At 62.1% G+C, this 26,846-nt stretch carries 27 protein-coding genes; 18 read left to right on the top strand and 9 right to left on the bottom strand.

Going from position 1 to position 26,846, the window contains the following annotated elements; all coding sequences use genetic code 11:
- The first annotated feature begins 1 nt into the window (after position 1).
- From BUA38_RS05615 to BUA38_RS05605, 3 genes are read left to right on the top strand one after another with little or no spacing between them, the layout of a single operon-like run.
- Entirely contained in the window at positions 2-1,288 is a 1,287-nt protein-coding gene (locus tag BUA38_RS05615; protein ID WP_072825855.1) for a Zn-dependent hydrolase, read from the top strand.
- The gene (gene pyrC / locus BUA38_RS05610) at positions 1,285-2,370 is read left to right on the top strand and encodes a dihydroorotase (protein ID WP_072817072.1); all 1,086 of its coding nucleotides are present in this window, start codon (positions 1,285-1,287) and stop codon (positions 2,368-2,370) included. Before BUA38_RS05615 ends, pyrC begins: the two co-directional genes overlap by 4 nt.
- The gene (locus BUA38_RS05605; RefSeq protein WP_072817071.1) at positions 2,367-3,059 is read left to right on the top strand and encodes an orotate phosphoribosyltransferase; all 693 of its coding nucleotides are present in this window, start codon (positions 2,367-2,369) and stop codon (positions 3,057-3,059) included. The genes pyrC and BUA38_RS05605 overlap by 4 nt, the downstream gene beginning before the upstream one ends.
- Before the next feature lie 52 nt (positions 3,060-3,111).
- Here the strand turns inward: BUA38_RS05605 and BUA38_RS05600 are convergent, their stop codons facing one another.
- Complete coding sequence (locus BUA38_RS05600) at positions 3,112-4,032, bottom strand: helix-turn-helix domain-containing protein (RefSeq protein WP_072817070.1); 921 nt, start codon at positions 4,030-4,032, stop codon at positions 3,112-3,114.
- 121 nt (positions 4,033-4,153) lie between these two features.
- Between BUA38_RS05600 and BUA38_RS36180 the strand changes: the two genes are divergently transcribed.
- Positions 4,154-4,345 (top strand): hypothetical protein, encoded by a 192-nt coding sequence (locus BUA38_RS36180; RefSeq protein WP_083587471.1) that lies wholly within the window; start codon positions 4,154-4,156, stop codon positions 4,343-4,345.
- 279 nt (positions 4,346-4,624) lie between these two features.
- On the opposite strand, the gene BUA38_RS05590 is transcribed toward BUA38_RS36180, so the two are convergent.
- Positions 4,625-4,930 (bottom strand): hypothetical protein, encoded by a 306-nt coding sequence (locus BUA38_RS05590; RefSeq protein WP_072817069.1) that lies wholly within the window; start codon positions 4,928-4,930, stop codon positions 4,625-4,627.
- A gap of 123 nt (positions 4,931-5,053) precedes the next feature.
- Complete coding sequence (locus BUA38_RS05585; RefSeq protein ID WP_072825854.1) at positions 5,054-6,463, bottom strand: MFS transporter; 1,410 nt, start codon at positions 6,461-6,463, stop codon at positions 5,054-5,056.
- A 129-nt stretch (positions 6,464-6,592) separates the two neighbouring features.
- Here BUA38_RS05585 and BUA38_RS05580 point away from each other — a divergent pair, with 129 nt between their 5' ends.
- From BUA38_RS05580 to hemC, 8 genes are all read left to right on the top strand, one after another.
- The gene (locus BUA38_RS05580) at positions 6,593-7,927 is read left to right on the top strand and encodes an amidase (RefSeq protein ID WP_083587470.1); all 1,335 of its coding nucleotides are present in this window, start codon (positions 6,593-6,595) and stop codon (positions 7,925-7,927) included.
- A gap of 308 nt (positions 7,928-8,235) precedes the next feature.
- Positions 8,236-9,231: an ABC transporter substrate-binding protein gene (locus BUA38_RS05575; protein ID WP_197685915.1), complete on the top strand. Its 996-nt coding sequence runs from the start codon at positions 8,236-8,238 to the stop codon at positions 9,229-9,231.
- Between the two features lie 43 nt (positions 9,232-9,274).
- Positions 9,275-10,156, top strand: a complete 882-nt coding sequence (locus BUA38_RS05570; RefSeq protein WP_197685914.1) for an ABC transporter permease — start codon at positions 9,275-9,277, stop codon at positions 10,154-10,156.
- Positions 10,157-10,166: 10 nt separating this feature from the next.
- A complete protein-coding gene (locus BUA38_RS05565) occupies positions 10,167-10,931 on the top strand; it encodes an ABC transporter ATP-binding protein (protein ID WP_072817067.1) in 765 nt (254 codons plus the stop codon).
- Between the two features lie 7 nt (positions 10,932-10,938).
- The gene (locus BUA38_RS05560; RefSeq protein ID WP_072817066.1) at positions 10,939-11,835 is read left to right on the top strand and encodes a polysaccharide deacetylase family protein; all 897 of its coding nucleotides are present in this window, start codon (positions 10,939-10,941) and stop codon (positions 11,833-11,835) included.
- A 163-nt stretch (positions 11,836-11,998) separates the two neighbouring features.
- The gene (locus tag BUA38_RS05555; protein ID WP_083587469.1) at positions 11,999-13,234 is read left to right on the top strand and encodes a virginiamycin B lyase family protein; all 1,236 of its coding nucleotides are present in this window, start codon (positions 11,999-12,001) and stop codon (positions 13,232-13,234) included.
- A gap of 133 nt (positions 13,235-13,367) precedes the next feature.
- Entirely contained in the window at positions 13,368-14,990 is a 1,623-nt protein-coding gene (locus tag BUA38_RS05550; protein WP_072817065.1) for a GMC family oxidoreductase, read from the top strand.
- Between the two features lie 73 nt (positions 14,991-15,063).
- Complete coding sequence (gene hemC / locus BUA38_RS05545; protein WP_072817064.1) at positions 15,064-16,038, top strand: hydroxymethylbilane synthase; 975 nt, start codon at positions 15,064-15,066, stop codon at positions 16,036-16,038.
- A gap of 13 nt (positions 16,039-16,051) precedes the next feature.
- Here the strand turns inward: hemC and hemE are convergent, their stop codons facing one another.
- From hemE to BUA38_RS05530, 3 genes are read right to left on the bottom strand one after another with little or no spacing between them, the layout of a single operon-like run.
- The gene (gene hemE / locus BUA38_RS05540) at positions 16,052-17,083 is read right to left on the bottom strand and encodes a uroporphyrinogen decarboxylase (protein WP_072817063.1); all 1,032 of its coding nucleotides are present in this window, start codon (positions 17,081-17,083) and stop codon (positions 16,052-16,054) included.
- Positions 17,084-17,107: 24 nt separating this feature from the next.
- Positions 17,108-17,323: a SlyX family protein gene (locus BUA38_RS37465; protein ID WP_072817062.1), complete on the bottom strand. Its 216-nt coding sequence runs from the start codon at positions 17,321-17,323 to the stop codon at positions 17,108-17,110.
- Positions 17,316-18,086, bottom strand: a complete 771-nt coding sequence (locus tag BUA38_RS05530) for a rhodanese-related sulfurtransferase (protein WP_072817061.1) — start codon at positions 18,084-18,086, stop codon at positions 17,316-17,318. Before BUA38_RS05530 ends, BUA38_RS37465 begins: the two co-directional genes overlap by 8 nt.
- Before the next feature lie 319 nt (positions 18,087-18,405).
- Here BUA38_RS05530 and ggt point away from each other — a divergent pair, with 319 nt between their 5' ends.
- The 4 genes from ggt to BUA38_RS05510 all read left to right on the top strand — a co-directional run bounded on the left by ggt (position 18,406) and on the right by BUA38_RS05510 (position 22,383).
- Positions 18,406-19,989 carry a gamma-glutamyltransferase gene (gene ggt, locus BUA38_RS05525; RefSeq protein ID WP_072817060.1) on the top strand — a complete coding sequence of 528 codons (1,584 nt, stop codon included), beginning with the start codon at positions 18,406-18,408 and terminating at the stop codon, positions 19,987-19,989.
- A gap of 141 nt (positions 19,990-20,130) precedes the next feature.
- A complete protein-coding gene (locus BUA38_RS05520) occupies positions 20,131-20,520 on the top strand; it encodes an FKBP-type peptidyl-prolyl cis-trans isomerase (protein ID WP_425304967.1) in 390 nt (129 codons plus the stop codon).
- Positions 20,521-20,598: 78 nt separating this feature from the next.
- Positions 20,599-21,114, top strand: coding sequence for a cupin domain-containing protein (locus BUA38_RS05515; protein WP_072817058.1), 516 nt, complete (start codon positions 20,599-20,601; stop codon positions 21,112-21,114).
- 228 nt (positions 21,115-21,342) lie between these two features.
- Positions 21,343-22,383 carry an alpha/beta fold hydrolase gene (locus BUA38_RS05510; RefSeq protein WP_244553199.1) on the top strand — a complete coding sequence of 347 codons (1,041 nt, stop codon included), beginning with the start codon at positions 21,343-21,345 and terminating at the stop codon, positions 22,381-22,383.
- Between the two features lie 81 nt (positions 22,384-22,464).
- On the opposite strand, the gene BUA38_RS05505 is transcribed toward BUA38_RS05510, so the two are convergent.
- From BUA38_RS05505 to BUA38_RS05495, 3 genes are all read right to left on the bottom strand, one after another.
- Positions 22,465-23,094 carry an OmpA family protein gene (locus BUA38_RS05505; protein ID WP_072817057.1) on the bottom strand — a complete coding sequence of 210 codons (630 nt, stop codon included), beginning with the start codon at positions 23,092-23,094 and terminating at the stop codon, positions 22,465-22,467.
- A gap of 114 nt (positions 23,095-23,208) precedes the next feature.
- A complete protein-coding gene (locus tag BUA38_RS05500; protein ID WP_072817056.1) occupies positions 23,209-24,270 on the bottom strand; it encodes a hypothetical protein in 1,062 nt (353 codons plus the stop codon).
- Positions 24,271-24,272: 2 nt separating this feature from the next.
- On the bottom strand, positions 24,273-24,992 hold the full coding sequence (locus tag BUA38_RS05495; protein ID WP_072817055.1) for a FecR family protein: 720 nt from the start codon (positions 24,990-24,992) through the stop codon (positions 24,273-24,275).
- Between the two features lie 358 nt (positions 24,993-25,350).
- Here BUA38_RS05495 and BUA38_RS05490 point away from each other — a divergent pair, with 358 nt between their 5' ends.
- Positions 25,351-25,605 carry a hypothetical protein gene (locus tag BUA38_RS05490; RefSeq protein ID WP_072817054.1) on the top strand — a complete coding sequence of 85 codons (255 nt, stop codon included), beginning with the start codon at positions 25,351-25,353 and terminating at the stop codon, positions 25,603-25,605.
- Positions 25,606-25,670: 65 nt separating this feature from the next.
- Positions 25,671-26,831 carry a winged helix-turn-helix domain-containing protein gene (locus tag BUA38_RS05485; RefSeq protein WP_072817053.1) on the top strand — a complete coding sequence of 387 codons (1,161 nt, stop codon included), beginning with the start codon at positions 25,671-25,673 and terminating at the stop codon, positions 26,829-26,831.
- The last annotated feature ends 15 nt before the right edge of the window (positions 26,832-26,846 follow it).

The raw sequence follows: 26,846 nt of genomic DNA, 5'->3' as shown, positions 1-26,846 counted from the left end.
GATGCAGGAGACCCAACACCGCAACGTCTTCACCGGCGATGCGCAGGACCGTGCGCTCGCCGCTGAGTTGTTTGACGCGCTTCGCGAGGCGTCGTTCGACGACGTCGGCATCACACGCGAAAGCTACAGCGGGCGTGAGTCAAGGGCGCTGGATATCGTCGAGGCCAAGGCGCGTGAATTCGGCCTCGAGACCAGCCGCGATGCAGGCGCCAATCTGGTCGTGACACTTGCCGGCAGCGAACCGGACCTGCCGTTTTTGGCTTGCGGCTCGCATCTGGATTCGGTCCCGCAGGGTGGCAATTTCGATGGCGCGGCCGGCGTCGTCGCGGGCCTTGCCGTGCTCGCGCGTCTGAAGCGCGACAAGGTTGTGCCCCGGCGCACCCTAAAACTGTTTGGCCTGCGCGGCGAAGAGAGTTCACGCTTCGGCAAGGCCTATATGGGGTCGCTGGCGCTGTTCGGAAAACTCACCGCGGAAGATTTGAAGGTGAGGGACCGCGACGGCCGCACGCTTGGCGATTGCATGCGCGATGTCGGCGCCGATGTCGCGCGCATCGAAAAAGGCGAGCCGCTGCTCGACGCCAAACGCGTTGCGGCCTGGGTCGAGCTGCATATCGAGCAAGGCCCGGTGCTGATGGCGCGCGACCTACCGGTCGGCATCGTCACCGGCATCAGAGGCAATGTACGGCATCGGACGGTCGAATGCATTGGCGAGGCCGGACACTCCGGCGCGGTGCCGCGCTGGCTGCGGCACGACGCCGTGTTTGCGGTGGCCGAATTGATGATGCACCTCGATCGTCATTGGCGTACGCTGCTGGAACGCGGGCGCGACGTGGTCGTGACCTCGGGTGTTTTCGGCACCGATCCGGCCGAACACGCGATCGCGCGCATTCCCGGCAAGGTGTCGTTCAGCTTCGAGGTGCGCAGCCAGAGCAAGGAGACGCTCGAAGGCTTCTACGACCTGTTCCGTTCCGAATGCAATCTGATCGCCGAAGAGCGTGGTGTGGAATTCTCTTTCGACCGCCGGCTGGAGTCGGCACCCGCGACGATGGATGGTGAGTGGGTACGGCGGCTGCGGCAGGCGGCGCAGGGGCTCGGTCTGCCGGACGAAGAGATACCAAGCGGGGCCGGGCATGACGCGGCGGTATTTGCCAATGCCGGAGTTCCCAGCGCCATGGTATTCGTCCGCAACGAAAATGGCTCGCATAACCCGAAAGAGGCGATGAATCTGGATGATTTTGTCGCGGGAATCGCGGTAATGCGGGCTGCGATCGAAGAGGCCGTCCAATGAGCGTGACTGAACTGTTCAACAAGGCTGCACCCAAACGGGTCGACAGCATCACGATCCGCAGGCCCGATGATTTTCACGTTCACTTGCGCGATGGCGCGATGCTTACGGCGGTGCTCCCGTTCACTTCAGCGCAATTCGCGCGCGGCATCATCATGCCCAATCTGGTGCCGCCGGTGACATCAGTTGCGGCGGCAAAAGCCTATCGCGAGCGGATTTTGGCGGCGCGCGCCGCGACATCCGACTTCCAGCCGCTGATGACATGTTATCTCACCGACGCGACCTCAGCGGATGAGATCGAGAGAGGATTCAGAGATCACGTCTGGGTCGCGGCAAAACTCTATCCCGCCGGCGCCACCACCAACGCGCATCACGGCGTGACCAGCATTCCGGCGCTCGCGCCGGTGCTGGAGCGGATGGAAAAGATCGGCATGCCGGTCTTGATCCATGGCGAAGCGACCGATCCGGCCGTGGATATTTTCGACCGCGAAGCCGTGTTCATGGAACAGAGCCTGTTGCCGATGCGAAAGCGTCATGAGGGCCTGAAAGTCGTGATCGAGCACGTCACGACGGCGGAGACCGTCGATATCGTGCGCGCCCATCGCTCAAATACGGCCGGAACGATCACGCCACATCACCTCGTGATCAATCGCACGTCACTGTTTCAGGGCGGCCTGCGTCCGCACCTTTATTGTCTGCCGGTCGCCAAGCGCGAGCACCATCGCCTCGCTTTGCGGAAAGCAGTGACGTCGGGCGACGCCTGCTTCTTCATCGGCACCGATACCGCGCCGCATCGCCGCACCGCCAAGGAAGCGGAATGCTGCTCGGCCGGCGTGTTCGGTGGCGCCACCGCGTTGCAGACCTATGTGCAGGTATTCGACGAGGAGGGCGCGCTCGATCGCTTCGAGAGCTTTGCCTCCGTCGACGGCGCTAAGTTCTACGGTCTCGAACTCAACAGCGGCGCGATTACGCTGGAGCGGCGCGAGTCTCCCGTGATGGCCGCCGTCGCCGTCGAAGACACCGAAGTCGTGGTGTTTCAGGGCGGGCAAACGCTGCCATGGTCGGTCGGAGAGGTGAGGCCATGAGCGATCAAGCAATCCGGCAGGAGATCGGCGGCGAAGTCGCGCGGCTGCTGTTCGAGGGCGGCGCCATCCATGTCAGCCGGCAGCAACCGTTTATTCTGGCGGCAGGCTGGGCGAGCCCGGTCTATGTCGACGTCCGCGTCATTCTCGGTGATCCCGCGCTGCGCCAGGCGGTGACGCAACTCGCGGTCCGCTATGTGAGCGCGGTGTTGCCGCAAGCCTCGATCGATGCGGTCGCGGGTGCGGAGACCGCGGGCATCCCCTTCGCGGCGTGGCTTGCCGACAGGCTGAATGTGAAGATGCGATACGTGCGCAAGCGTCCGCTCGGCATCGGCCGCAATGCGCAGGTCGAAGGCGGCGATGTCGATGGACTGAGGGTGCTGCTGGTCGACGACCTCACCACCGACGGCGGCAGCAAGCTCAACTTCGCACGTGGACTCCGCGCGGCGGGCGCTGACGTCGAGCACGTCCTGACGGTTTTCTATCACGACGTCTTTCCCGGCGCGGCCGAGCGGCTGGCGCAAGCCGGTTTGTCGTTGCATCCGCTCGCGACCTGGGCCGATATCCTGCGCTCGCCGGCAGCCGACAGCGTCTCAGTGCAGGATCGCAGCGAAGTCGAACGTTTCCTCGCCGATCCGGTCGCCTGGTCGACGCGGCATGGCGGCCGTTCGAAGCTTTCGGCCAGAAGTTAGATCTTTCACCTCTCCCCGGCGGGGAGAGGTGAGGAAGGTCCTTCCCTCGAACTCAAGATGCTTTTCGCGCCGGCGACCGCATCGCCGAGCGTTCCAGGATCATGCGCAATTGATGCGCGGCCTCGCGTCCCTTATGGGCGCGCCGCCACAACTTCTCGACCAGCTGCTCATAAAGACGGACGGGTTCTTCGTCCGCCGTCAGCATGGCGACGCCGGTGCGGATGTTCGGCAATTCTCCGCCGAGACGGAACGGGCTCAAGCCCAGAAGCGTGCGCTCGGAGGTACGGAACAGCTGGAACGTGATGTTCGGCAGCGGCTCTTCGATCAGGCCGATCTGGATGCCCATCGGTTCCTGCTCGATCAATTTGATCAAATGCTCGACCTCGGCGCGCGCGGCGAGACGCCGTTCGACGATTTCATTCGGGGCTAAGTCGAAGCGTCCGACCAGGCCGAGTTTCAACCAGCGCTCGATCTCCGGCATGTTGACGAAATTGACCACGCTGAGGTGCCGGCGGTCGCGGGCGTTTTTGCGCTCGTCGAGCACCGCGATGATGGTGTCGATCTCGGCCTCGTAGTCCTTGCCGTCTTCGGCATAAGACGGAGCGGCTTCGATCAGCGTTTGCTTGAGCTGGCGGCCGTAATCGTCCGAGGTCAGAAGGTAGGAGAGCGGCGGGAAGTGCGCGATGACCTGCTCGGACTTCTCCTCGATCTGCCGCATCCGTTCGAAATAGCTGATGGCGTTGGCGTAGTATTCGACGCCGAGGCCGAGCAGGGAGCCGATGGAGGTTTCGAGCACGCCGGCGAGCCGATCGAGCGTCTCGATCTTGACGACCTCGCCGGCCTCGATCCGGTAAACCGCGGCGCGCGACACCCCGAGGCGTTCGGCGACCTGCTCCGCCGCGAGCCCGCGCCCCATCCGGTAGGCACGGAGCCTTTCACCGATTTCGGCAAAGCGGTTGCTGGTCGCGCTCATTTTTGCCTCTGTCTGGTTTCGTCTCATATTTGAGACAGAGGCGTACATGATTTTCGGCGCTCAGGGAAGCGCTAATTCGCTGCCTACGGCGGGATCAACTGAAAACTGCCGCAGGCAGTGAATGCGCTCAGAGGAGGTCGACGGACGCGATCTTGTTGAGCGCATCGATCTGTTGATCCGGAGCCAGCGAGATGGCGTTGTCGGCGTCGCGCACGACGGCGAGCAGCCGCTGGAAGGTGGTCTCGGCGACGCCGGCCGGAAGCGGCTCCTCGTCAAACGAGGCGATGAAGGGATCGAGGACAGCAGCTTGTAGACCGCGCGGTGCTCCGCATCGGACTGCGCCAGTTCGTTCGTCTTTTGCTGAAGCGCGACGTAGGTCTTGAGACCGGGGTGCTGATGCGACAGCCAGCTATGTAACTCAACCATGTTGTTTCCTCGTCGGAAGCTCGAGAAGAAACAACCACTTCTATCGCGAAATCCCTGTTTATGCAAGGATTTTCTACGAATCCGCGGAAGCGGGCGAGGCCGGCTGCGGCGCCGGAATGTGGGCCAAGGACCTCAGGTCCAAGATTGAATGAGCGGCGTTAAAGCGTCACACGAGCTTGGCGGCGGCGAGTTCATTCAAAATCTGAATCTGCTGCTGCGCTGACGCGGTCAGTGCCTTTTCCGCCGTGGCGACGATCTCCAGCATATGTCGGTAGGTCTGATCGGCGACCTCGACCGGGACGGCCTCAGCGTCATAGCGCGCGATATACTCTTCGGTCAGTCCGGCGAGCAGACGGTAAAGCGCGCGGTGTTGGGCGTCGGAAGACACGCGGTCGATCAGGGTCTGTCGGAAGGCCTTGTAGGTCTTCAGCCCGTGATGTTGCTGCGACAGCCAGTCGTGGAGCTCGCCCATGGTGCTTTCCTTTTCGAGACGCGAAGAAAGCGATTGTCTATATCGCGCACGAGGCGCGCCAGCAACAAAATTTGAGACTGGTTTATAAAATTATACGCGGCTCACCTGGCCGCAAAAGCCGGCCTATTCGCCCTTCATCCGCTGGTCCTCCTTGACCCGCACATATTCGGCGCCCCGTGCGCCGGCCTGCGACAGCCGGAGCGTGCTCACGATGGCGCCCGCGATGGCAAACCCGACTGCGGCGAACAGTGCGATCCGGGCGCCGTCGAGCGCAAAGCGCGCGATGAACAGCGATACCAGCGCGGCGCCGATGGTCTGTCCGAGCAGGCGCGCGGTGCCGAGCATGCCGCTGGCGCCGCCACTTCGCTCGCGCGGGGCGGCCGCGATCATGGTGCGGTTGTTCGGAGTCTGGAACAGGCCGAACCCTGCACCGGCGAGCGCCATCCGCCAGGTCACGTCGAACAGGGAAGGATGCGTCGGCAGCATCGCGAGCGCGCCGAGCCCGAGCGCGAACAACAGCAGTCCAATGCCGCCGAGAAGCCCGGCCGGATAGTGTTCGACCAGACGTCCTGCCAGCGGTGCGGCAAAGGCAACCGCAATCGGCCATGGCGTGATCAGAAGTCCGATCTCGACGTCCGAATAGCCGAACCGGCTTTCGAGATAGAAGGGCAGCGCCACGAAGGCCAGCATCTGCCCGCAGAACGAAGCGATCGAGGTCGCAATCGAGAGCGCAAAAATCGGAATGCGCAGCAGGTCGAGCGGGAGCAGCGGCGAAGCCATGTGTTTCTGTTCACGCACCAGAAGAACGCCCGCGATGACAGCGCCGCCGAACTCGCCAAGCGCAATGGCGGCGTCTTCGCCGTGGCCGATGCTGTCGATTGCAGCCAGTCCCAAACCAAAGGTCAGGGCGCTGAGCACCGCGCTTTTCCAGTCGAAGTCGTGGCCTGCCGGCCTAGTGTGCGGCAGATATTTGATGCCGAGGACGAGCGCGACGAGACCGAGCGGAATGTTGATCGCAAACAAATACGGCCACGGCCCGACCGCGAGAATGCCGGCAGCAATCGTAGGTCCAGCGGCGGCGGAAACCGCGACCACCATGGCGTTGATGCCGATCCCGCGACCGAGCATCGCGCGCGGATAGGTGTGCCGGACCAGCGCCATATTGACGCTCATGATGCCGGCGGCGCCGAACCCCTGCAAAATGCGCGCGATCGTCAATAGCGTCAGCGTGTTTGCAGCTACGCAAAACAGCGAGGCGATCGTGAACAGCAGCAGCCCCGCAATATAGACGCGGCGGTAGCCGACGATTTCGCCAAGCGAGGCCAGTGGCAGCAGCGAGATCGTGATCGCAAGCTGATAACCGTTGACGATCCAGATCGAAAAAGCGGGGCTCGCATGCAGGTCGCGCGCAATCGTCGGCAGCGCCACGTTGGCAATCGCGCCGTCCATGACCGACATGATCAGGCCGATCGCAATCGTCAGGATGGCCCAGCCGCGTTGCGGTTGGGCCAAGCCGTCGTGAGGAAGATTCATATCGTCCGACTTCACGCCTCGACGGGCCTCGTGCTATCGAATGTTCAGCGCGCCACGGTATCAGACAATTGACGCTCTCATATATCGGGAGTTCCAAGAAGCGCGCACGAAGGGGATGGGCCCGAAACCATGACATTGCCGTCCATATCGGCTTCGTCCACATCGGCTGCTCGGCTGCCGGACTGGAGTTCGCTTTCCGAGCTTGGCCGGATGGCGGCCCTCGAACAATGCCGCCGGCGATTGGCTCATCTCGGCCGCGTGCTGCACGCGGTCGAACACATCTATCACGCCGAGCCGGTGCGTGAGGGGCCGCTCGCGGGTCTGCCTTATGTCGCCAAGGACATGTTTGCGACCGGACGCAGCCGGCCTTCCTGGGGATGTTCCGCGCCGCAAGCACCGGCGCTGCCCCGCGCTTCGGTGATCGATCGTCTCGATCTGGCGGGTGCGAGCCTCATCGGCGCGTCGACGATGACGGAACTGGCCTACGAGCCTTCGGGCATGGCGCGACGCCGCGCGCTCAATCCTTGGCGGTTCGACGCGATCCCCGGCGGCTCATCGACCGGCTCCGCCATTCTGGTCGCGGCCGGCTGCTGCTTTGCCGCGCTTGGTTCGGACACCGGCGGTTCGGTGCGCATCCCCGCGCATTGCTGCGGCATCACAGCGCTCAAGCCGGGCCACGGCAAGATCCCGCTGGATGGCGCGATGGCATTGGCGCCGAGCCTCGACACCTTTGGAATTTTCGCGCGAAGCGCTGCGGATCTCGCGCTGCTGTGGCCCGTTGTCTCGGGCGATCCGGTCACCAATATCGAGAATCTTCCGCGAGCGGTCCTGTTGCGGGATGCGTTCGAGGCCAGCGACGCCGAGATCGCCGGCGTTTGCCGTGGCGCCGTGAGCGTGCTGGCGGAGGGCGGCATGCGGATCGAGGAGACCGATGGCTTCTCCGAGGAAGCCGACCTTCATGCCCTCACGGTCCTGCTGGCGGAAGCCGCGCGTGAGCATCGCGCGCGCGCTGACGATCCTGCGATCGATGCCATGTTGCGCAAGCGGATCAGCAAAGGTCTCGTGATTACCGATAGCGAGCTTGCAGCCGCGATCGCCGCGCGTGATGCGCTTCGCGATCAATTTATCTTGTGCGGCCTGGGCGAGGATCAGGTTGCCGTCTTACCGGTCATGCCGATCAGAACGCCTGTCGTGAGCGAGGTCGATCCAGCGTCCGCTCGTTTCAATCCGCGCGTGCTGTACGCGCTCAGCCGTTTTACGCGCTTTGTCAATTATCTTGGCCTGCCTGCCTTGGCGGTTCCCGCGGGCTTCGACAGCACCGGCATGCCAGTCGGTCTGCAGCTGATCGGACGGCCGGGAAGCGAAGGCATGTTGCTTCAGGTTGCCATCGGGTTGCAGGAACGCACCGACTGGCACGGGCGCGTGCCGACAGCTGTCGCCTCCGACATTGCCGGCGAGCCATGATGCGCTAGTGAAGTGGATTTGACATTCGCTACCTACCTGGCCGCGGGCTCGCCAAGCGAATGTCAAATCCTAAACTTCACCAGAATCCTATATTTGCTAGTGGTCCGTCGATTCTAACATTCGCACCCCTTCTCAACTGGTACCTTTGCGAATGTTGGAATCATGGGGCCACTCGCAAATATGAGTTTCCAGCGGAGTTTGGCCTCGTTGCACAACAGACGTGATCTGGTGCAGTCTTTGCTTGTATTTGCGGCTTGTGACGTCGCGGCCATGGCTTGATCGACGGCTGATCGAAACGGAGGCAGATCGTGCGGATATTGAAGCAGATTGCTGGGCTCTTGTTCGCCGTTGCGGCGATCGGATCACTGTCCACGGCGGCGAAAGCCGTCAGCCCCGAGCCGGCACCATTGACGCCGCCGGTCGAACTGACCGTCGGCTATGTGAAGGTCGGCCATCTGGCGCCCATCATTCTGGTCGCCGACGAATTGAAGAAGCTCGGCGTCACTCTCAAGCTGGTCGAGTTCGTCCGCTATGCCGATGCGCGGACGGCGCTGCTGGCGGGCTCTCTCGATGTCGCTTCTGTCGGGCCCGCCGATCTCGCGATCTCGCTGGCGCAGGGCTCGACCAATGTGGTCGGGCTGATGGGGGTCGGCTCCTCGCCCAAATATGTGATCGGCCGCAACGGCGTGAAGTTCGACAACTGGGCTGACCTGAAAGGCAAGAAGATCGCGATCGCACCGGGCTCGGCGGTCTGGTTTCAGTTTGCCGCGACGCTGGTCGAAAACAACGTTCCCTATAACAGCTTCGAGGCCATCAACATTCAGGGCGGCGGCGCCAATTTCGACCAGGCTCTGAAAAAGGGCGAGGTCGATGGTCTCGTGACCTGGGAGCCGTTTGAGTCGATCCCGGTGATGGAAGGCTACGGATATTTCGCCAAGGACCTCGAATACGGCTCATCGAAAGCCGTCGGCGCCGAGCTTGGCATGTTCATGGCCACCAAGCAGGCGATCGACGGCAAGCGCGGCGCGCTCGAGCGCTTCGTCTGGGCTTACCTCGCCAAGGAAGAGGAACTCACCAAATCGCCCGCAGCCTTTGGTGATGCCTATGCGAAGCTGACCGGGCTCGCGCCAGATGTCTCGGCGCAGGCCGCGAAGATCATCAAGCTCGGCGAGGTCATTTCTCCCGATCAGATCAAGCGTCAAGCCAAGGGCTTTGCCGATCTTGGCGTGATCCAGAAGGACGTTTCGGGCGAGATCGATGCGCATTGGGATGGCTCGTTCGTCGACAAGGCTTTGGGCAGGTAACGGCAGCGGCAACGCTGCGCGGGGCTTTTAAGGATTTTTGCGGATGTCGATCTCGACCGGACCGATGGCTTCACGGTCGGCATCGTCTGCCTCGAGCCGGTTGATGCTGTCGCCTGCCGGCCGCAGAAGCTTGAGGCAAATCCTGCTCGCCATCATTCTTCCGGTGTTGGTGATCCTGCTCTGGCAATGGGCAGGCAACGGCGGTTCGCTGTTCGGCGGGGTGCTGCCGACGCCGGATCGGGTCTGGCAGGCGTGGAAGGTGTGGGCGTTCGGTTCGAACAGCGGACTGAGCCTCAACCCCTATAGCGGGACCTGGCTGACCAATCTGCTGTTCTCCGCCGAGCGGGTCGGCAAGGGGTTTCTCGCCGCGATCCTGGTCGCGGTGCCGGTCGGGCTTGCGATCGGCTGGAACCGGATCGCATCCGGCGCGCTCGATCCGACCGTGCAACTGCTGCGCCCGATTCCGATTACGGCATGGTTGCCGTTTTCGATCGCCGTGTTCGGTATCCGTGACATGGGCGCAGTGTTCTTGATCGCGCTCGGCGCGTTCTATCCGATCGTGGTCAATACCGCGCAGGGCGCGCGCGACATCGAGCGCAATCTCGTCCGTGCCGCGATGATGATGGGCGCGGGAAGATGGACCATTCTGCGGCGTGTGGTGTTGCCGGCTTCGCTGCCGTCGATCTTTACAGGCCTTAGGATCGGGCTCGGCATCGCCTGGACCGCGGTCATCGTCGCCGAAATGGTCGCGGTGAAATCCGGTCTCGGCTACGTGCTGTGGGACGCCTATTATGTCGGGCGAATGGATGTCGTGATTGCCGACATGGCGACCATCGGTCTGCTCGGCCTGATCAGCGATCGCGTCATTCTTGGCATCGAGAAATGGGTGCTGGCATGGCGGCGCCTGCAATCATTCCAGTCGTGATGGTGTAACGATGGGCACGATTGCGTTCGAAAGCGTATCGAAAACCTTCTCCGGCCAGTCCGAAGTCCGCGCGCTCGACGGCATCAATCTCGCGATCGGCGAGGGCGAGTTCGTCGCGCTGCTTGGACCTTCCGGCTGCGGAAAATCAACCCTGCTCAATTTGCTCGCGGGCTTCGAGAAAACGACCGAAGGCACGTTGTTGTTCGACGGCAAGACCGTGACGCGGCCGGGGCCGGACCGCGGCGTGGTGTTTCAGGAAGCAGCACTCTTTCCCTGGCTCACCGTGTGGCAAAACGTGATTTTCGGGCCGCAGGTTCAGGGCGTCTCGCGCGCCGACTACGAATCCAAAGCGCGCAACCTGCTGAAGGTGGTGGGCCTGGAATCCTTTGCCGATGCGTTACCGGTGCAATTGTCCGGCGGCATGCGCCAGCGCGTCGGCATTGCACGGGTGCTGGCGATGTCGCCGAAAGCGCTCCTGATGGACGAGCCGTTCGGCGCGCTCGATGCGCAGACGCGATTGTCGATGCAGCAATTGCTGCTCGACGTCTGGCAATCGCTCGGCACGACGGTGTTGTTTGTCACCCACGATATCGATGAGGCGATCCTGCTGTCGGACCGGATCTGCGTGATGTCGGCGCGGCCCGGCCGGATCATCCGCACCATTCCGATCACGCTGCCGCGTCCGCGTTCGATCGCGAGCCTCACCAGCGCGGAATTCGTGGCTTACAAAGCGCGCATCATGTCCGACATGAAGGTCAGCGCCGCTCCCGTTTGAGGTATGGATGGCAAATCCGCGCATTCCCTATGTGTTGTCGTCGGCGCGCGCGCCGTTGCCGCCGCTCGCCGGCAAACGAATTCTCGTGCATCTCGTCGTCAACGTGGAGAACTGGCAATTCGACCAGCCGATGCCGCGTACGATCGTCACGCCGCCGCATGGCCGCGAGACCGTGCCCGACGTGCCGAATTTTTCCTGGGCCGATTACGGCATGCGCGCCGGGCTTCCCCGCATCCTGAAAGCATTTGCATCGCGTGGCTTGCCGGCTTCCACGAGCTTCAATGCCGGTGTGATCGATGCCTATCCGGAAGCGTCCAAGGCGATGCGCGATGCGGGCTGGGAATTCATCGGCCACGGCATGCACCAGAAGGCGATCAACCATGTCGAAGGCGGCGAGGGGGCGGTCATCGCGGCGAGCCTCGACAAGATCGCCGACTTTACCGGGCGGCGTCCGCGCGGCTGGCTGTCGCCAGGTCTTCGCGAGACCGTCGACACGCCTGACATCCTCAAGCGCCAGGGCGTCGATTACGTTTGCGATTGGGTCGTCGATGACCGGCCATCATGGATGGGGACAACTTCGGGCCACTTGATTGCGATGCCGTACAACCTTGAAGTCAACGACTCCATCATCTACGCGATCGAGCGGCACGCGACCGGCGAGATGGCGAGGCGTCTGGAATTCACGCTGCGTCGCTTCGAAACTGAATGCCGCGACAGCGCGATCGTGCTCGCCATCGGCTTGCACCCGCATCTGATATCGGTGCCGCATCGCATCCATGAGCTCGATCGCATGCTGGATCTGCTAAGCGCTTCAGCCGATGTCGGTTTCTTTACCGGCAGCCAGTTGGCCGACTGGTACGCTGCGGTCGAGCCTGCACCCAAGTCCGCGCATGGTTCACGCTGACGCAAATCGGTCCGAATTTCACATGGTCGAATTCGAATGCCGCCGTCGACGGCCCGCAGCTATAACGCCATTGGCCGCGCTTGACGGGCTGAATAGCCTGAGGCTTAGCTGGTTTCAATTAATCAAGACGCCCGGCTGAAGCGGGCAATGGGAGAAGTCGAACATGATGGCGCATGCCAAACTGGTTATCCTTCTGTCCGCAACGGTTGTGCTCGCATCGTCGGCCGCGCACGCGCAATACACCGCAAAGGAATGGCCGGAGGGCCCGGGCAAGCAACGGTTTGTCGACACCTGCAACAACTGTCATGACATCAACCGTGTTCGCGGCGGCTATACCCCCGAGGGCTGGCTGACTGTCGTGCGCATGATGCAGAATATGGATGCACCGGTTCCCGCCGAGGAGTGGGGCACTGTGTCCGACTACCTCATGAAGAATTTTCCGGAGCGCAAGCGTCCGGAAGCGGTCATCATCGATGGTCCCGCAAAGGTCGACATCAAGATGTGGGACGTGCCGACCCAAGGCGCGCGTCCGCACGATCCACTCGGCGCCCGCGATGGCTCGGTTTGGTGGGCGGCCCAACTGGCCAATAAGCTCGGCCGGGTCAATCCGAAGACCGGTGCGATCAGCGAGTATACGCTGAAATCGCCTTTCACCGGTCCGCATGGTCTCGTCGACGACAAGGAGGGCAACATCTGGTTCACGGGAAATCTTGCCGGACTGATCGGCAAACTCGATCCGAAGACCGGGATCGTCACCGAATATCGGCTGCCTGACCCGAACGCGAAGGATCCGCACACCCTCAATTTCGATCAGAAGGGGATTCTCTGGTTCACGGTGCAGCAGGCCAATCTGATCGGTCGGCTCGATCCCGCTACCGGTAACATCAAGCTCGTGACGTCACCGACCCCGAAGTCGCGCCCCTATGGGCTCGTGATCAACGCGCAAGGCGTGCCCGTGCTCGTCGAGTTCGGCACCAACAAGGTTGCCACCATCGATCCCGATTCGATGGCGATCAAGGAATACACGCTGCCCGATGCGGCCGCCCGGCCGCGGCGACTGGCGATCGGCCCCGATGGCGCAGTGTGGTACGCCGATTTCGCGCGTGGATATATCGGCAAGCTTGATCTGGCGACTGGTGCGGTCAAGGAGTGGCCATCGCCAAGCGGCCCGAAGTCCGAACCCTATGGCATGGTCTTCACCAAGGGAGCGGTCTGGTACAGCGAATCCAACGCCAAGCCCAACACCATCGTTCGGTTCGATCCGGCGACGGAAAAATTCCAGAGCTGGGCCATTCCCGGCGGCGGGGACATCGTGCGCAACATGTCGGTTACGCCTGACGGCAACCCGGTGATGGCCAACAGTCTCGTCAACCAGGTGGGCATGGTGCAGATCAAATAGGCATTCGGTGCCTCGCGCATCGCTAGGAGTGTGCGTACCGGTCGCATGGCTCGTTGATTGACTGACGATCCAGTGAAGTTATCCTTCGCCTCCCTCGTCCGCTTTCCCGCATGGATCTGGCGAAGAAAAAGACATGAACAACACTGCGTCAGGCTCTGACCACCTCGAATTCGATTACATCGTTGTCGGCGCGGGCTCGGCCGGATGTGTGCTTGCCAATCGCCTGACGGCCGACGGCAAGTCTTCAGTGCTGCTGCTCGAGGCCGGCCCGGAGGATAAGCATCTCTGGATTCACATCCCGCTCGGCTATGGCCGGCTGTTCAAGGAAAAAGCCGTCAACTGGATGTACCAGACCGAGCCGGAGCCCGGGCTCAATGGACGCAACGTGTTTCAGCCGCGCGGCAAGGTGCTGGGTGGATCGAGTTCGATCAACGGGCTGCTCTATGTCCGCGGCCAGCACGAAGACTACGATCGCTGGCGCCAGCACGGCAATCTCGGCTGGGGCTACGACGACGTACTGCCTTATTTCAGGAAGGCCGAGGATCAGACGCGCGGCGCCAACGACTTTCACGGCGCCGGCGGGCCGTTGCCGGTCTCGGACTGGCGTCACGCCGATCCGCTGTCGGAGGCGTTCGTCGATGCCGCCGTGCAGGCCGGCATCCCCCGAAATGATGACTTCAACGGCGCCACGCAGGAAGGCGCGGGCTTCTTCCAGACCACGACCAGGGATGGACGGCGCGCAAGCGCGGCGGTCGCCTATCTTCGTCCGGCAAAGGCGCGGCAAAACCTGCACATCGAGACTTCGGCGCTTGCCGAGCGAATTCTGTTCGAAGGACGCCGCGCCGTCGGCGTGTCCTATCGCGCCGCGGGAGTTCCGCGGACCGCGCGCGCCCGCAAGGAAGTTCTGGTTTCGGGCGGCGCGTTCAACTCGCCGCAGCTGTTGCAGCTTTCGGGCGTCGGGCCATCGGAGCTGTTGCGCCAGCACGGCATTGATGTTGTGCTGGATGCGCCTGGCGTCGGCAGTGACTTGCAGGATCATCTGCAGGTTCGCGTGGTGATGCGCTGTTCGCAGGCGATTACGCTGAACGACATCGTCAATAACCCCGTCCGCAAGATGATGACCGGGTTGCGCTACTTCGCGTTCCGCACAGGACCGCTAACGATCGCCGCCGGCACGTCGGGCGCGTTTTTCAGGACCAATCCAAGACTGGCCTCGCCCGATATCCAGATTCACTTCCTGCCGTTCTCGACCGACAAGATGGGTGAAAAGCTGCATCCGTTTTCCGGCTTCACGGCATCGGTCTGTCAATTGCGGCCCGAGAGCCGCGGTTCGATCAGGATCAGAAGCGCGGATCCGGCCGCGCCTCCGGAAATCCGGATCAATTATCTCGCCAGTGAAGTCGACCGCACCACCAATGTCGAGGGCCTGAAGATCCTGCGCAAGATTTTGCATGCGCCTGCGCTCAAGCCTTACACCGTCGAGGAGGTCGATCCCGGCGACAAGATCACGAGTGACGAGGCATTGCTGGCCTATTGCCGCGCCCGCGGCTCTACCATCTATCATCCGACCTCGACCTGCCGGATGGGGAACGATCCGCTCGCCGTCGTCGACCAAAAGCTTCGCGTGCGCGGGATCGACGGCTTGCGCGTGGTCGATGCCTCCGTGATGCCGGATCTCGTCTCGGGCAACACCAACGCGCCGGTCATCATGATCGCCGAAAAAGTCTCCGACATGATCTTGCAGGACGCACGCTAGCGGTGGTCCACTAGTCACGATACCGGGCGGGTGCTATTGCATCGGCGGCAGCGAGACAGCGAGAACGACTTCAATGCGACTGCGGATCGGCACGCGCAAGAGCTCCATGGCCCTGGCCCAGACCGAGGCCATTGCGCGGCAGCTTTCGGCCGCCGTTCCCGGCATCGATGTCGAGATCGTCAAGTTCGAAACATCAGGCGATACCGATCAGACCGGCAAGCTGTTGCCCCATGGCGGCAAGGGCGGAGCCTTTGTCGCCGAAATCCGCAATGCGGTCCGATCAGGCGAATTGCAGGCGGCGATGCATTCGCTCAAGGACATGCCGGGCAATGAAGACACGCCGGGACTTGTGATCGGGGCCACGCTGGCGCGCGATCCCGCGACCGACGTGCTGGTGTTGCGGGCGGGACTCTCGCTCGACGAATTGAGAGCTTCGCACGGCAAGGGCTTCAAGATCGGCACCAACGCGGTGCGCCGCGCCGCCTATGCGCGTCGGCTCTTCCCCGGGATCGAGGTGATCCACTATCGCGGCGCCGCCGATACCCGGGTGCGCAAGCTCGACCGCCTGGAGAAACAGCGGCTTGCCGATGGCGGCGCGGTGGGACCTGCGGATGCGCTGATCATGGCGCGCTCGGGCCTCGAACGCGTGGGCCTTGCGAACCGCATCGCTTACGAATTTCAGGTCACCGAAATGCTGCCGGCCGCGGGGCAGGGGATCGTCGCGGTGGAATGCTCCGCGGATGATTGGCCGACGCGAAGTATCCTCGCGAAAATCGACGACCTCGCCGCGCGCCGCTGCGCCGATGCCGAACGCGAGGTGCTATGGGTGCTCAACGGCCATTGCAATTCCCCGATTGCGGGATTTGCCACCGTCACGGGGCACCAGATGTCGTTGACGGCGTCGGTGCTCGACGAAGACGGCAAGCGCTTCATCGAGGTGTCGCGTCAGGGGCACGCCGATCGGCCGCGCGAACTCGGCCGTGCGGTCGGATTGGAGTTGCTGGCAAAGGGCGCAGCCGACATTATCGAGCGCAGCCGGCCCAAGTGATCTGAAGTGATCGCTAGCCTTTGTAAGCGCGCACGCGCTTGATCATCTGCTCGACATGCGCGATCGGCGTTTCCGGCAAGATTCCGTGGCCGAGATTGAAGATCAGCCGCCCGCTCGCGTAATTTTCCAGGACATCGTCGATGGCGCGATCAAGCGCAGCGCCGCCTGTGATCAACGCCAGCGGGTCGAGGTTGCCTTGAATCGCAATGCGACTCTGCACGCGCTCGCGGATCAGCGCGGGCTCCGCCGCCCAGTCGATGCTGACGCCATCGATACCGGTCGTCTCCACGTAACCTGGCAGCAGGGCGCCTGCGCCTCTGGGAAAGCCGATGATCTTCGCATCGGCAATTTGCTGACGCACGCCTTGGACGATGCGGCGCGTCGGCTCGACCGACCAGCGCGCGAACTCCCGCGGAGGCAATACCCCGGCCCAAGTGTCGAAAATCTGCACGGCATCGGCGCCGGCCTTGAGTTGGCCGACGAGGTACGGAATGGAGTTCTCGACCAGCGTGTCGATGATCTTTTCGAACGCCTCGGGATGACGATAGGCCAGCATGCGCGCCGGCGCCTGATCCGGCGTGCCCTGGCCTGCGACCATGTAGGTCGCGACGGTCCACGGCGCGCCGCAGAAACCGATCAACGCCGTCTTGTCGTTGAGCTCGCGCCGGACGCGACGTAGCGCCTCGAACACCGGTTCCAATTTGGTGAAATCGGCGCGCGGTGCCAGTGTTGCGATCTTGTCTGGCGTATCCAGCGGATCGAGCCGCGGCCCTTCGCCAACCTCAAACCGCACGGAGCGGCCGAGCGCATGGGGAATGACGAGAATATCGGAAAAGATGATGGCGGCGTCGAAGTTGAAACGGCGGATCGGCTGAAGCGTGACCTCGGCCGCATATTCCGGCGTGAAACACAGATCGAGGAAGCTGCCGGCTTTTGCCCGCAACTCGCGATATTCCGGCAGATAGCGCCCGGCTTGCCGCATCATCCAGATCGGCGGCACCGCTTGTCTGTGGCCGGAGAGCACTTCCAGGAATGGTTTTGTCATCGTCACAGACACTCGTTTGTGTTCTCAGTAATGCGGCGGCGGTTCGTTCGCCGGCCGTGGCACCTGGCTTTCGGCTTCCTGCAACCGTTCGCGGAGAGCCACAAGCTGGCGCGTCAGCGCGTCGATTTTCGTCCATTGCTCGGTGACGGTCTTGTTCAGCGTCTCGATGGTATCATCCTGAAACGCCAGCCGCGACTCCAGGAGATCGATGCGTTCGCCGAGTGCTTTGAGGTCACTCACTGCTTTCGAGCTCCGTTTGGCTTTCCAGCTCCGCGGGACGCTCGCGCAAGCCGTGACCAAGCGCGACGCGCTCGTCGAAGACGAAACACTCGCCGCGCCAGCGGCTTTCACCCTCGGGAACATGTTCGAGATAATTCAGGATGCCGCCCTTGAGGTGATAGACCTCGGTAAAACCCCGCGCGAGCAGATAGCTCGAAGCCTTTTCGCAGCGGATGCCACCGGTGCAGAACATCGCGATCTTTCGATGTCGCGCCGGATCGAGATGGTGGGCGGCGAAATCCTTGAACTTGCCGAAGCTTGCAATCGCCGGATCTGTGGCGCCTTCGAAGGTGCCGATCGCAACCTCGAACGCGTTGCGTGTGTCGATGAGCACCGTATCGGGAGAACCGATCAGTTGGTTCCAGTCACGAGGCTCCACATAAGTGCCGACCTGCCGCGTCGGATCGGCGGACTCATCGCCAAACGTGACGATCTCCTTTTTCAGCCGGATCTTGAGGCGGCCGAACGGCATAGACGCCGCGTTGGAGAATTTGAGCTCCAGATGGTCGAGGCGGCCGCCAAACAGATCGCTGTGGCGCAGCGCGGCAACGAACTCGTCGATCGCCTCAGGCCCGCCGGCAAGCGTGCCGTTGATCCCCTCATGCGCCAGCAGCACGCTGCCCTTGAGCGCGAGATCGGCGCACAGCGTCCGCAGCGGCTCGCGCAGTTCGCGGAAGTCCGGCAGGGATGCGAATTGGTAAAAGGCGGCTACCTTGGTTGGCATGTTGGCGGTCTAGTGGTCCGATTCTAACATTCGCATTCCTTCTCAGCTGGCACTTTTGCGAATGTTAGAATCAAAAGGACCACTAGCAAATATAGGTTACTGGTGGAGTTTTCGGATTTGACATTCGCGTCGCGAGTTCGCGGCGGGTGGTGGCGAATGTCAAATCCACTCCACCAGCCAGGGGGTGGTTGCGAAGGGCAGGGGTGACCCTCGACATATGCATCATCTAGCATTGCGCAGGTGGCATTGAGTATGCCAAGTAACCCCCAAATCAAACCCCGGAAATCAGCTTAACTAGCGACAAAGTGAGCCATTTCTTATGAGAAATTTCCATCTCGCCGGCCGGTCGACGGTCCATTCCCAGAACGCCATGGTGGCCACATCCCACCCACAGGCGGCGCTTGCGGCCATCGAGGTGCTGAAAGCCGGAGGAACCGCGGCGGACGCGGCGATCGCGGCTTCCGCGCTGCTGGCGGTGATCGAACCGCAATCGACCGGCATTGGTGGTGACGGCTTCGCGCTGATCCAGCCGAAAGGCGAGGGCAAGATCGTTGCCTATAACGGCTCCGGCCGCGCGCCGAAGGCAGCGACGGCCGAGTGGTATCTCGAGCGCAACATGAAGGGGATCCCGCTGACCTCGGCGCACGCGGTCACCATTCCCGGTGCGATCGATTTCTGGGCGACGATCCTGCGCGACCACGGCAAGTTTGGCTTCGACACTTTGTTCCAGCCCGCGATCAAGGCTGCCGAAGAAGGCTATGTCGTTGCGCCCCGTATTGCCTTCGACTGGAAGAACGGGTTCGAGAAGCTGAAGAAGGGCATCAACACCGAGCGCTATCTGCTGCCGCATGGCAAGGCAGCCGTCGCGGGCGACGTCATCAGGCAGCCGGAGCTTGGCAAGACACTGCGCGCCATCGCCAAGGGCGGACCTGACGCCTTCTACAAGGGCGCGATTGCTGAAGACATGGTCGAGACCCTGCGGGCCGCTGGTGGTCTGCACACCCTGGAAGACTTCGCCGCCCACAAGACCGAAACCACTGTGCCGATCGGCACCATGTATAAAGGTCTCGATGTCTGGCAGTGCCCGCCGAACGGACCGGGCATCACCATGCTGGTGATGCTGAACATTCTCTCGCACTTCGATCTCACGAAATTCGCGCCAATGAGCATCGAGCGTTTCCATCTCGAGGCTGAGGCCGCGCGCGTCGCCTACATGATGCGCGAGCAAAACATCGCCGATCCTGCTTTCGCCAACGTCGATGTCGCCGGCATCCTGAAGAGTTACGCCGACGAATATGTCGGCAAGATCCGCATGGACCGGATGCTGGACCTGCCGAAGGTGTCACCGCCGATGAATCCGTCGACGGTCTACATCACCGTGGTCGACAAGGACCGTAACGTCTGTTCGTTTATCAACTCGGTCGCCCATTCCTGGGCTTCCGCCATCGTCTCCAACAAGACCGGCATCCTGTTCCAGAATCGCGGCGCCGGCTTCCGCGTCGAGCCCGGCCATCCGAACTGCATCGCGCCTGGCAAGCGTCCGCTGCACACGATCATGCCGGCGCTGGCGACCAAAGGCGGCCGCGCGGTCATGCCGTACGGCGTGATGGGCGGTCAGTACCAGCCGGTCGGCCAGACCCACGTGCTGACCAACGTCGTGGACTACGGGTGCGATGTGCAGGAGGCGATCGATATGCCGCGCGGCCTGCATTACGAAGGCGTCTATCAGCTTGAAGACGGCGTGCCGGCGGAGATCGTCGCGGGCCTGCAGAAGCTCGGGCACCAGACCACCAAGGTTATTCCTCCGCTCGGCGGCGGTCAGGCGATCTGGATCGACTGGGAGAAGGGAACGCTGACCGGCGGCTCCGATCCCCGCAAGGACGGCTGCGCGCTCGGCTATTAAAGGATCGACCCCGCTGGTCTTGCGGGGGGCGTTGGGATAGACAGGCGCCCGATCGTTTTGAAAAGGTAAGCCACCATGCGCACGACGTTTTCCACTTTGGCCGCCATTGCGTTGACGGTTCTGACCGTATCGGCAGTCTCGATGCCGACATCGGCGATGGCGCAAACCCCGGGAAAAGCCATGACCACAGCTTCAGGACTTCAGATCATCGACACCAAGGTTGGTACCGGCGCGACGCCCAAGCCCGGCCAGATCTGCGTCGTACATTACACCGGCTGGCTCTATCAGGATGGCCAGAAGGGCAAGAAATTCGACTCTTCGGTCGACCGCAACGATCCGCTGGAATTTCCGGTCGGACAGCGCAAGGTGATCGCCGGCTGGGATGAAGGCGTTGCGTCGATGAAGGTCGGCGGCAAGCGCACCCTGATCATTCCGCCCGAGCTCGGCTATGGCGCGCGCGGCGCTGGCGGCGTCATTCCGCCGAATGCGACCCTGATCTTCGACGTCGAATTGCTCAACGTGAAGGGCTGACGCGCCCGCGGTCGCTCAGGTAGCGGCGGCGGTTTTCGGCCAGCGTTTTTGCCAGGGATTTAACCGGAAGGCACCCACATGTCGAAATCGCACGATCACGACCATTCTGGGCATTCACATCACCACGGCGAGAGCCGCTGGAAGCACGATGGCGTTCGCGTCATTCCCGGTAATCAGCTTGATCCCAACGTGCCTTCGACCGCCGGCATGGACCGCAAGGCCGCGATCAATTTTGCCCGCGTCGGCGCCCAGAAACTGTGGGCCGGCACCGTCACCATCAAGCCGGACGCCAAGACCGGCGCGCATCATCACGGTCACCTCGAGAGCATCATCTACGTCGTCAAGGGCAAGGCGCGGATGCGCTGGGGCGATCATCTCGAATTCACCGCCGAAGCCAATCCCGGCGATTTCATTTTCGTGCCGCCTTACGTGCCGCATCAGGAAATCAACGCCAGTCCCGATGAGGCGCTGGAGTGCGTGCTGGTGCGCAGCGACGGCGAGGCGGTCGCGATCAACCTCGACATCGAGCCGGTCGAGAAGCCGGAAAAGGTGCTGTGGGTCGATCCCGTGCACCGCGATCCCAACGCCAGTTAACGCCTGGACCGTCGGTCAAACACGACGTCGTTACCGCGCGGCGAAGCTGCGGCCATGCTCCGCAGCGCGGAATAGCTTCCGGCGCTTTCAGCTGTCTGCTAGATTGCTGATGGATTCATAAGTATGCGATTTCATTAGATGAAAATCGCATCACCGCACTTCGCGATACAAATTCCAAGATCAAATTCAAAGACCAAATTCAAAGATCAAAAACTTCGGAGAGGAATCGTGACGCAATCCAACGACCAACTCGTCAATCAACCGCTCGGACGGCGCACCCTGATGAAGGGCGCCGGCCTCGGCCTTGTCGCGGGAAGCCTGTCGGCGACGCTGCCCGCGCCAAGCGCGAGCGCTGCCACCGAAGGCGGCGAGATCTGGAGCAGCGAATATTGGGCGAAGAAGGGCGACGTGCCGTTGTGGATGTTCCGCAAGCGCGTTGGCGCGCCGAAAGCCGGCGAGCCTTCCAAGCCGGTGCTGTTCTTCGTGCATGGCTCGTCGGTGACATCGCGCTGCTTCGATATTCACGTCAAAGGTGGCGGCGAATACTCCGTGATGGACGAGTTCGCTCGTTACGGCTTCGATTGCTGGACCATGGATCACGAGAACTACGGCAAGTCGGGCCGGACCTCCGGCAATTCCGACATCAAGAGCGGTGTCGAAGATCTCAAGGCTGCGCTCGACGTCCTCTCCAAGGAAACCGGACGGCAGAAGTATCACTTCCTCGGTGAATCCGCTGGCGCGATCCGTGCAGGCGCTTTTGCGGAAGTCCAACCCGACCGCGTCGATCGTCTGGTGCTTGCCGCTTTCACTTACAAGGGCGATGGTGCACCGACCCTTGTCAAGCGTGCCGAGCAGCTCGACTATTATCGCACGCACAACATGCGCAAGCGTGATCGCGAGATGATCCGCTCGATCGCCACCCGCGACAAGCCGGGCACCAGCGAACTCGCCGCTGTCGAGGCGTTGGCCGACGCCGAGATGCCGTTCGGCGATCAGGTTCCGACCGGCACCTACCTCGATATGACGTCCAAGATGCCGCAGGTCGATCCCAAGAAGGTCGTCGTGCCGACGCTGGTGATCAGCGGTCAATATGACGGAAATTCTACCGTTGCGGACCTGCAGGATTTCTACGGACAATTGCCCAACGGCGATCGCCAATTGATCATCCTGCCCGGCGTGGCGCACTCGGTTGTGCTGGCCACGAACCGGCAGTTGTTCTGGCACGCGACCAAGGCGTTCCTGACCATGCCAACGCCGATCTCGACATAATAACAAGACGATCCAGGTTTTGACTGATGGCCGGGCTTTGCCCGGCCATTTTTCTTGTGGGCGGCAATTGGACGGCGTCGATTATTTGGATGCGGTTTGCCCGGTGAGATTGACGACCTGAACGCGGCGGTTGACGGCCGCGGCCGGCGCGTTGGGGTCTTTCAACCGGGTCTTGCCATAGCCGACGGCGACGAGATCGCTCCCGGCGATGCCGAACTTCGCGCTGAGATATTGTTTGATCGTATCGGCGCGGCGTTCGGAAAGATCCTGATTGAAGCTTTCGCCGCCGATGGCGTCGGTGTGACCGGCCACCACAAAGGTCGAGCCTTTGAACGCCGGATTTGAAAGCGCCTTGCCGAGTTCCTGTACGGCGGGCAGCGAGGCCTGGCTGATCTTCGCAGAATTATATTCAAACTGGATATCGAGATCGATCTTGGGCTTTGCAGCCGCAAGTTCCGCAATCCCGTCGCGCTCGCCCAGCGAAAGCGAGCGGGTTTTCCGGTTGCGAACGCTATTGATGAAGCTGTCTTCCCGGGTCTGGACCGCGGGATCGGGCCGGTCGGCCGAAAGGCTGCGGGTCAGTGTCGTCGGTTGCAGCGCATTGACGATCTGCTCCGCGAAGACGTCAGCCGCAAGCGCCGTGCCTGCCGTCATCAGCGCGGCGCCGAATGCGATCGCCAAGCTGCGGGAAATTCCGGGAAAGCCGTTCATGGGTTTTGATCCTCGCCATTACGTTCGGTTGGATGCTCCGACGGCAGGAGAGGTTCAATTCCAATCACGTGATTCACTTCACGCAAGCGATCGAGGACCGATATCGCCGACGATTCAATAATTCACGCGCAGCCCGACGCCGCCGTGAATCGTGTTGCCGACGGGTTGCGGCCCTAACGTGCCGTTGACAAAAAGATCGGCGACCCAGCCCTTGGTGATGCGGAATCCAACCCGGCCGCCATATTCGAACCAGCTCTGGTTTCCGATTGTGGGCGCCACCAGACCATCCTCGCCGGTAACAGTGGCAACGAGGCCGGAGTGGTTTGCGAACGACTGCACAAACCCGCCGTTGATATTGGTTTCGATATTGTCGCCGAACAGATGCGTCCACTGCGCGCCGATCTTGGCCAGATTGGTTCGGTCGGTGCCGCCCGCGACGTTCGCGCTGAATGCATTGGAAGCGGCGTTCGGATCGCTGTAGCCACTCACGCTTTGCCACAACTGCCAGACCTCGACGGACGCGGCGAGTTCGTCGCGTGGCGATAGCCGGGTGATCCAGCCGGCCCGTCCGTACACGCTATATTCGCTGGCATTGGTCGAGCTCTGCAGCGCAATGCTTGGCGGCGCAGCGGGGCCGAAAGCTGTCGTGTAACTGTAGCTGCGGCTGTAGCTGACCTTTTCGAAGGGCGTCAGGATGGTGCCGACATCGAAGAACGGTCGCGAGGAGCCCCAATCCGTGAAATCGTAGCGCAACGCGAAAGCACCGATCGGCGCATCGGTCACCTTGTATCCGCTCTCGCCGTATTGGGTATAGGCGAGGCCTGCCAGAAGCGACAGGTTATTCGTGATTTCCTTGCGGCCGTGAATGCCGGCCGAGAACGACCCGGCGGAGCCGAACGCGCTCACGCAGTCGCTGCAATTGATCTGTTCGTTGACGCCGAGCAACACGGTGCCGAGCACACGGTTGGTGATGATCTGGTTGAAGCGCTGATCGACGACCCCTTTGATCGAACCGCTGCTGGAACCTGAATCATTGTAGCAGGGGCCTTCTCCGTTGTTGAGGCAGTACCCCGCGGCCTTTGCCGCCGGCGGAAGCATCAGCACCTGGAGGGAAACGCCGGAAAGCACCGCGGCGACGAAGATCCTGGCGTCGAATTTGCGTGGGGATGCGGCCATCGTCAGCGTCCACACAGCGCGCTGGTTTCGACGGGGCCGCTGTCGACGGGCGGCGGAGCGGCTTCGGCAAATTGTGTCACGCTGCAAAGCCCCGGCGCCGCCGTGCAGTTCCCGGCGAACGTCCAGCTCGAGGAGTCGGATTTCTTGATCGTGGTCTTGCCGCCATTGCCGGTCGACGTGATGGTGGCGGTATCGCCCGGATTCGTCAGTTCAATGCAGGCGCCGCCGATGGCGCAAACGCGCGAGGCGCCTTCCTGCAGCACCACGGTGGTCTTGCCCCGCTGCGACAGAATATCGAGAACGGTGCCGCGTACGCCGATGCTCGCGATCGGCGTTTTGATCGTGTAGGCCGCCTTCTCGGAGTGGCCCGTGACGAAACGAAACGCACCCGTTGCGAGCTTGATGGCGATCTCGCGATAGGAACGCTCGTCGTTGAAGACCGTGCGGTCGAGCGTGATCGAGGCATTGGGACCGATCGAAAGATTGGTGCTGTCGGCCATCACGAGCTTGGCCGCGCTCTCCGTGCCGGTACGCACGGTCTCGTCGCGCATGAGGCCGTCGCCGACGGCGATGGGCATGGTCAGCGAGCCCGCGACACGGGCAACCTGGTTTTGCACGAGAACCGCTTCACCGACGCGGGTCTGCGCCTGGGCTGGATTGAGGGCTAGTCCCGCAAAGGGCAACAGGACCGAAAAGAGGAAAACACGCTGGCGCCAATTCATCTGTGTTGTGTCTGCCGCTTTCGTTGTCCCGCATGCAGCAGTCCATGTGGCATATTTGTCACAAGCGACGTGCTACGACACCGACAATTAGTGATGGCCGCGTCGCTTTCAGTTCAAATCCAGGAAGCAAAAAAAAACTTGGACTATTGCGAAAAAGACTTGGACTCTTGCGAAGCTCAGCGGGAGTTGATGTCTGGATCGCAAAGCTGTCGCTTGTTCGCCGAGGTGCGAACAAAAAATTGGCCAGATGGGTTTCTAAAGATGGCCGGTCTGCGACTGCGAATGCTGCGAGTACCATCAACTGTCTCTGTTTCCGACCCAAAAGAAGCCAAACGAATATCAGGGGCATCGCCCGACCATGCCAGGGCAGACGGGAACCTCCGCGGCCGTGCTGGTTGGTTCGGCGATCATTGCGACCGCAATCCTGCTGTCGACGCTGGTGACGGCCGTGGGCACGCGCTTCATCGGCATGGAAAGCGGGCTTGAAGACAATGTGTGGCTGATCGATCGGCTCACGGGCAGCGTTTACCGGTGCAAGGCGCCGCAACGCGGCAAGGCGGTGTGCGACGCCGAGACGGCGACGGGCAGCATCGGCGATCGCGCCAAGCCCTGAGCCGCCAGAGCTTTCGGACCAAAAGGCCTGCCTGAGATGTGCGAATCCCGTTAAGTTGCTGGGTTATGCCCGCCGACAAGCCAATACCGATGACCAAAGCCGCCGCCAGAGCGATCTGGCTGCGTGCCCAGCGGCTTGATTCCGAGGCGCCGTTCGGCGAGGGCCCGCGAGCCACGGCCGCGGCGGTCGAGCATCTCGGTTATGTGCAGATCGACACCATCCATGTGATCGAGCGCTGCCACCATCATATTCTGTGGAACCGCATTCCCGCTTATCGCAGGACCGATCTGCGTCACGCCCAGAGCATCGACAAAAGCGTGTTCGAATACTGGACCCACGCGCTGGCTTACGTGCCGGCGAAGGATTTCCGGTTTTTTATTCCGGCGATGAAGCTGCATCGGCGCGAGGGGCACAAATGGTTCAAGGAGGTAAAGCCCGCCGATTTGCGCAAGGTGATGCGGCTTCTGAAGAAGGACGGCGCACTGACCATTCGCGACATCGAGGATGATGTGCTGGTCGAGAAGGTGCATGCGTGGGCAAGCCGCAAGCCGTCGAAGCGGGCGCTGCAACTCGCCTTTTATGAGGGGCGGGTCACCATCTCCGAGCGCAACGGCATGCTCAAGACCTATGACCTGATGGACCGGCACTTTGGCTGGGACCGGTTGCCGAAAGCAGCATCAACGCGCGAAATCTCCGGATATCTGCTGGATCGCGGCCTCCGCGCGCAGGGGCTGGTCAGCCTCGATTCCATCTGCCATCTCGATGCGCCGAGCAAAGCGGCGGTGCGGCGTTTGATCGAGGCCCGCGTTCGCCGCAAGGAGCTCGTTGCCGTCGCGCTGGAAGGCGCCGGCAAGCAGGAGCATTGGGCGGAGCCCGCGACGCTCGAGACCGTCGTGAACGGCGTCGGCGAGCGCGTGCATGTTCTTTCCCCGTTCGATCCCTTGATTATCCAGCGCAAGCGAACGCAGCTGATTTTCGGCTATGAGCATTTTTTCGAAGCCTATGTGCCGAAGGAGAAACGCCGCTTCGGCTATTTCGCGCTGCCGGTCCTGGTTGGGGACGCCATCGTGGCGGCGCTCGATCTCAAGACCGATCGCCAGAACGGGAAATTGCTGTTGCAGAAATGGAATTGGGTGGGGAGCGCCACGAGGGGCCCACGCAAGGAGTTGAAGCGGAAAATCGAGGAAGAACTGCACCGCTTCGAGCGTTTTCAGCTCGGCGAGTGAGGCATTGCGGCTACC

The sequence above is a fragment of the Bradyrhizobium erythrophlei genome (genome assembly GCF_900142985.1).
GTDB lineage: Bacteria > Pseudomonadota > Alphaproteobacteria > Rhizobiales > Xanthobacteraceae > Bradyrhizobium > Bradyrhizobium erythrophlei_B.
The sequence above is the reverse complement of the archived record's forward strand: the minus strand, read 5'-3'. Positions and strand labels throughout refer to the sequence as shown.

Bases quoted from the DNA above. Each gene is read 5' to 3' on its own strand.
- ggt (WP_072817060.1), top strand. From the start codon at position 18,406: ATGAGAAATTTCCATCTCGCCGGCCGGTCGACGGTCCATTCCCAGAAC.
- BUA38_RS05565 (WP_072817067.1), top strand. From the start codon at position 10,167: ATGGGCACGATTGCGTTCGAAAGCGTATCGAAAACCTTCTCCGGCCAG.
- BUA38_RS05605 (WP_072817071.1), top strand. From the start codon at position 2,367: ATGAGCGATCAAGCAATCCGGCAGGAGATCGGCGGCGAAGTCGCGCGG.
- pyrC (WP_072817072.1), top strand. From the start codon at position 1,285: ATGAGCGTGACTGAACTGTTCAACAAGGCTGCACCCAAACGGGTCGAC.
- BUA38_RS05555 (WP_083587469.1), top strand. From the start codon at position 11,999: ATGATGGCGCATGCCAAACTGGTTATCCTTCTGTCCGCAACGGTTGTG.
- BUA38_RS05520 (WP_425304967.1), top strand. From the start codon at position 20,131: ATGCCGACATCGGCGATGGCGCAAACCCCGGGAAAAGCCATGACCACA.
- hemC (WP_072817064.1), top strand. From the start codon at position 15,064: ATGCGACTGCGGATCGGCACGCGCAAGAGCTCCATGGCCCTGGCCCAG.
- BUA38_RS05580 (WP_083587470.1), top strand. From the start codon at position 6,593: ATGACATTGCCGTCCATATCGGCTTCGTCCACATCGGCTGCTCGGCTG.
- BUA38_RS05590 (WP_072817069.1), bottom strand. From the start codon at position 4,930: ATGGGCGAGCTCCACGACTGGCTGTCGCAGCAACATCACGGGCTGAAG.
- BUA38_RS05490 (WP_072817054.1), top strand. From the start codon at position 25,351: ATGCCAGGGCAGACGGGAACCTCCGCGGCCGTGCTGGTTGGTTCGGCG.
- BUA38_RS05560 (WP_072817066.1), top strand. From the start codon at position 10,939: ATGGCAAATCCGCGCATTCCCTATGTGTTGTCGTCGGCGCGCGCGCCG.
- BUA38_RS05530 (WP_072817061.1), bottom strand. From the start codon at position 18,086: ATGCCAACCAAGGTAGCCGCCTTTTACCAATTCGCATCCCTGCCGGAC.
- BUA38_RS05485 (WP_072817053.1), top strand. From the start codon at position 25,671: ATGCCCGCCGACAAGCCAATACCGATGACCAAAGCCGCCGCCAGAGCG.
- BUA38_RS05495 (WP_072817055.1), bottom strand. From the start codon at position 24,992: ATGAATTGGCGCCAGCGTGTTTTCCTCTTTTCGGTCCTGTTGCCCTTT.
- BUA38_RS05500 (WP_072817056.1), bottom strand. From the start codon at position 24,270: ATGGCCGCATCCCCACGCAAATTCGACGCCAGGATCTTCGTCGCCGCG.
- BUA38_RS05585 (WP_072825854.1), bottom strand. From the start codon at position 6,463: ATGAATCTTCCTCACGACGGCTTGGCCCAACCGCAACGCGGCTGGGCC.
- BUA38_RS36180 (WP_083587471.1), top strand. From the start codon at position 4,154: ATGCGCTCAGAGGAGGTCGACGGACGCGATCTTGTTGAGCGCATCGAT.
- BUA38_RS05600 (WP_072817070.1), bottom strand. From the start codon at position 4,032: ATGAGCGCGACCAGCAACCGCTTTGCCGAAATCGGTGAAAGGCTCCGT.
- BUA38_RS05515 (WP_072817058.1), top strand. From the start codon at position 20,599: ATGTCGAAATCGCACGATCACGACCATTCTGGGCATTCACATCACCAC.
- hemE (WP_072817063.1), bottom strand. From the start codon at position 17,083: ATGACAAAACCATTCCTGGAAGTGCTCTCCGGCCACAGACAAGCGGTG.
- BUA38_RS05570 (WP_197685914.1), top strand. From the start codon at position 9,275: ATGTCGATCTCGACCGGACCGATGGCTTCACGGTCGGCATCGTCTGCC.
- BUA38_RS05505 (WP_072817057.1), bottom strand. From the start codon at position 23,094: ATGAACGGCTTTCCCGGAATTTCCCGCAGCTTGGCGATCGCATTCGGC.
- BUA38_RS05550 (WP_072817065.1), top strand. From the start codon at position 13,368: ATGAACAACACTGCGTCAGGCTCTGACCACCTCGAATTCGATTACATC.
- BUA38_RS05615 (WP_072825855.1), top strand. From the start codon at position 2: ATGCAGGAGACCCAACACCGCAACGTCTTCACCGGCGATGCGCAGGAC.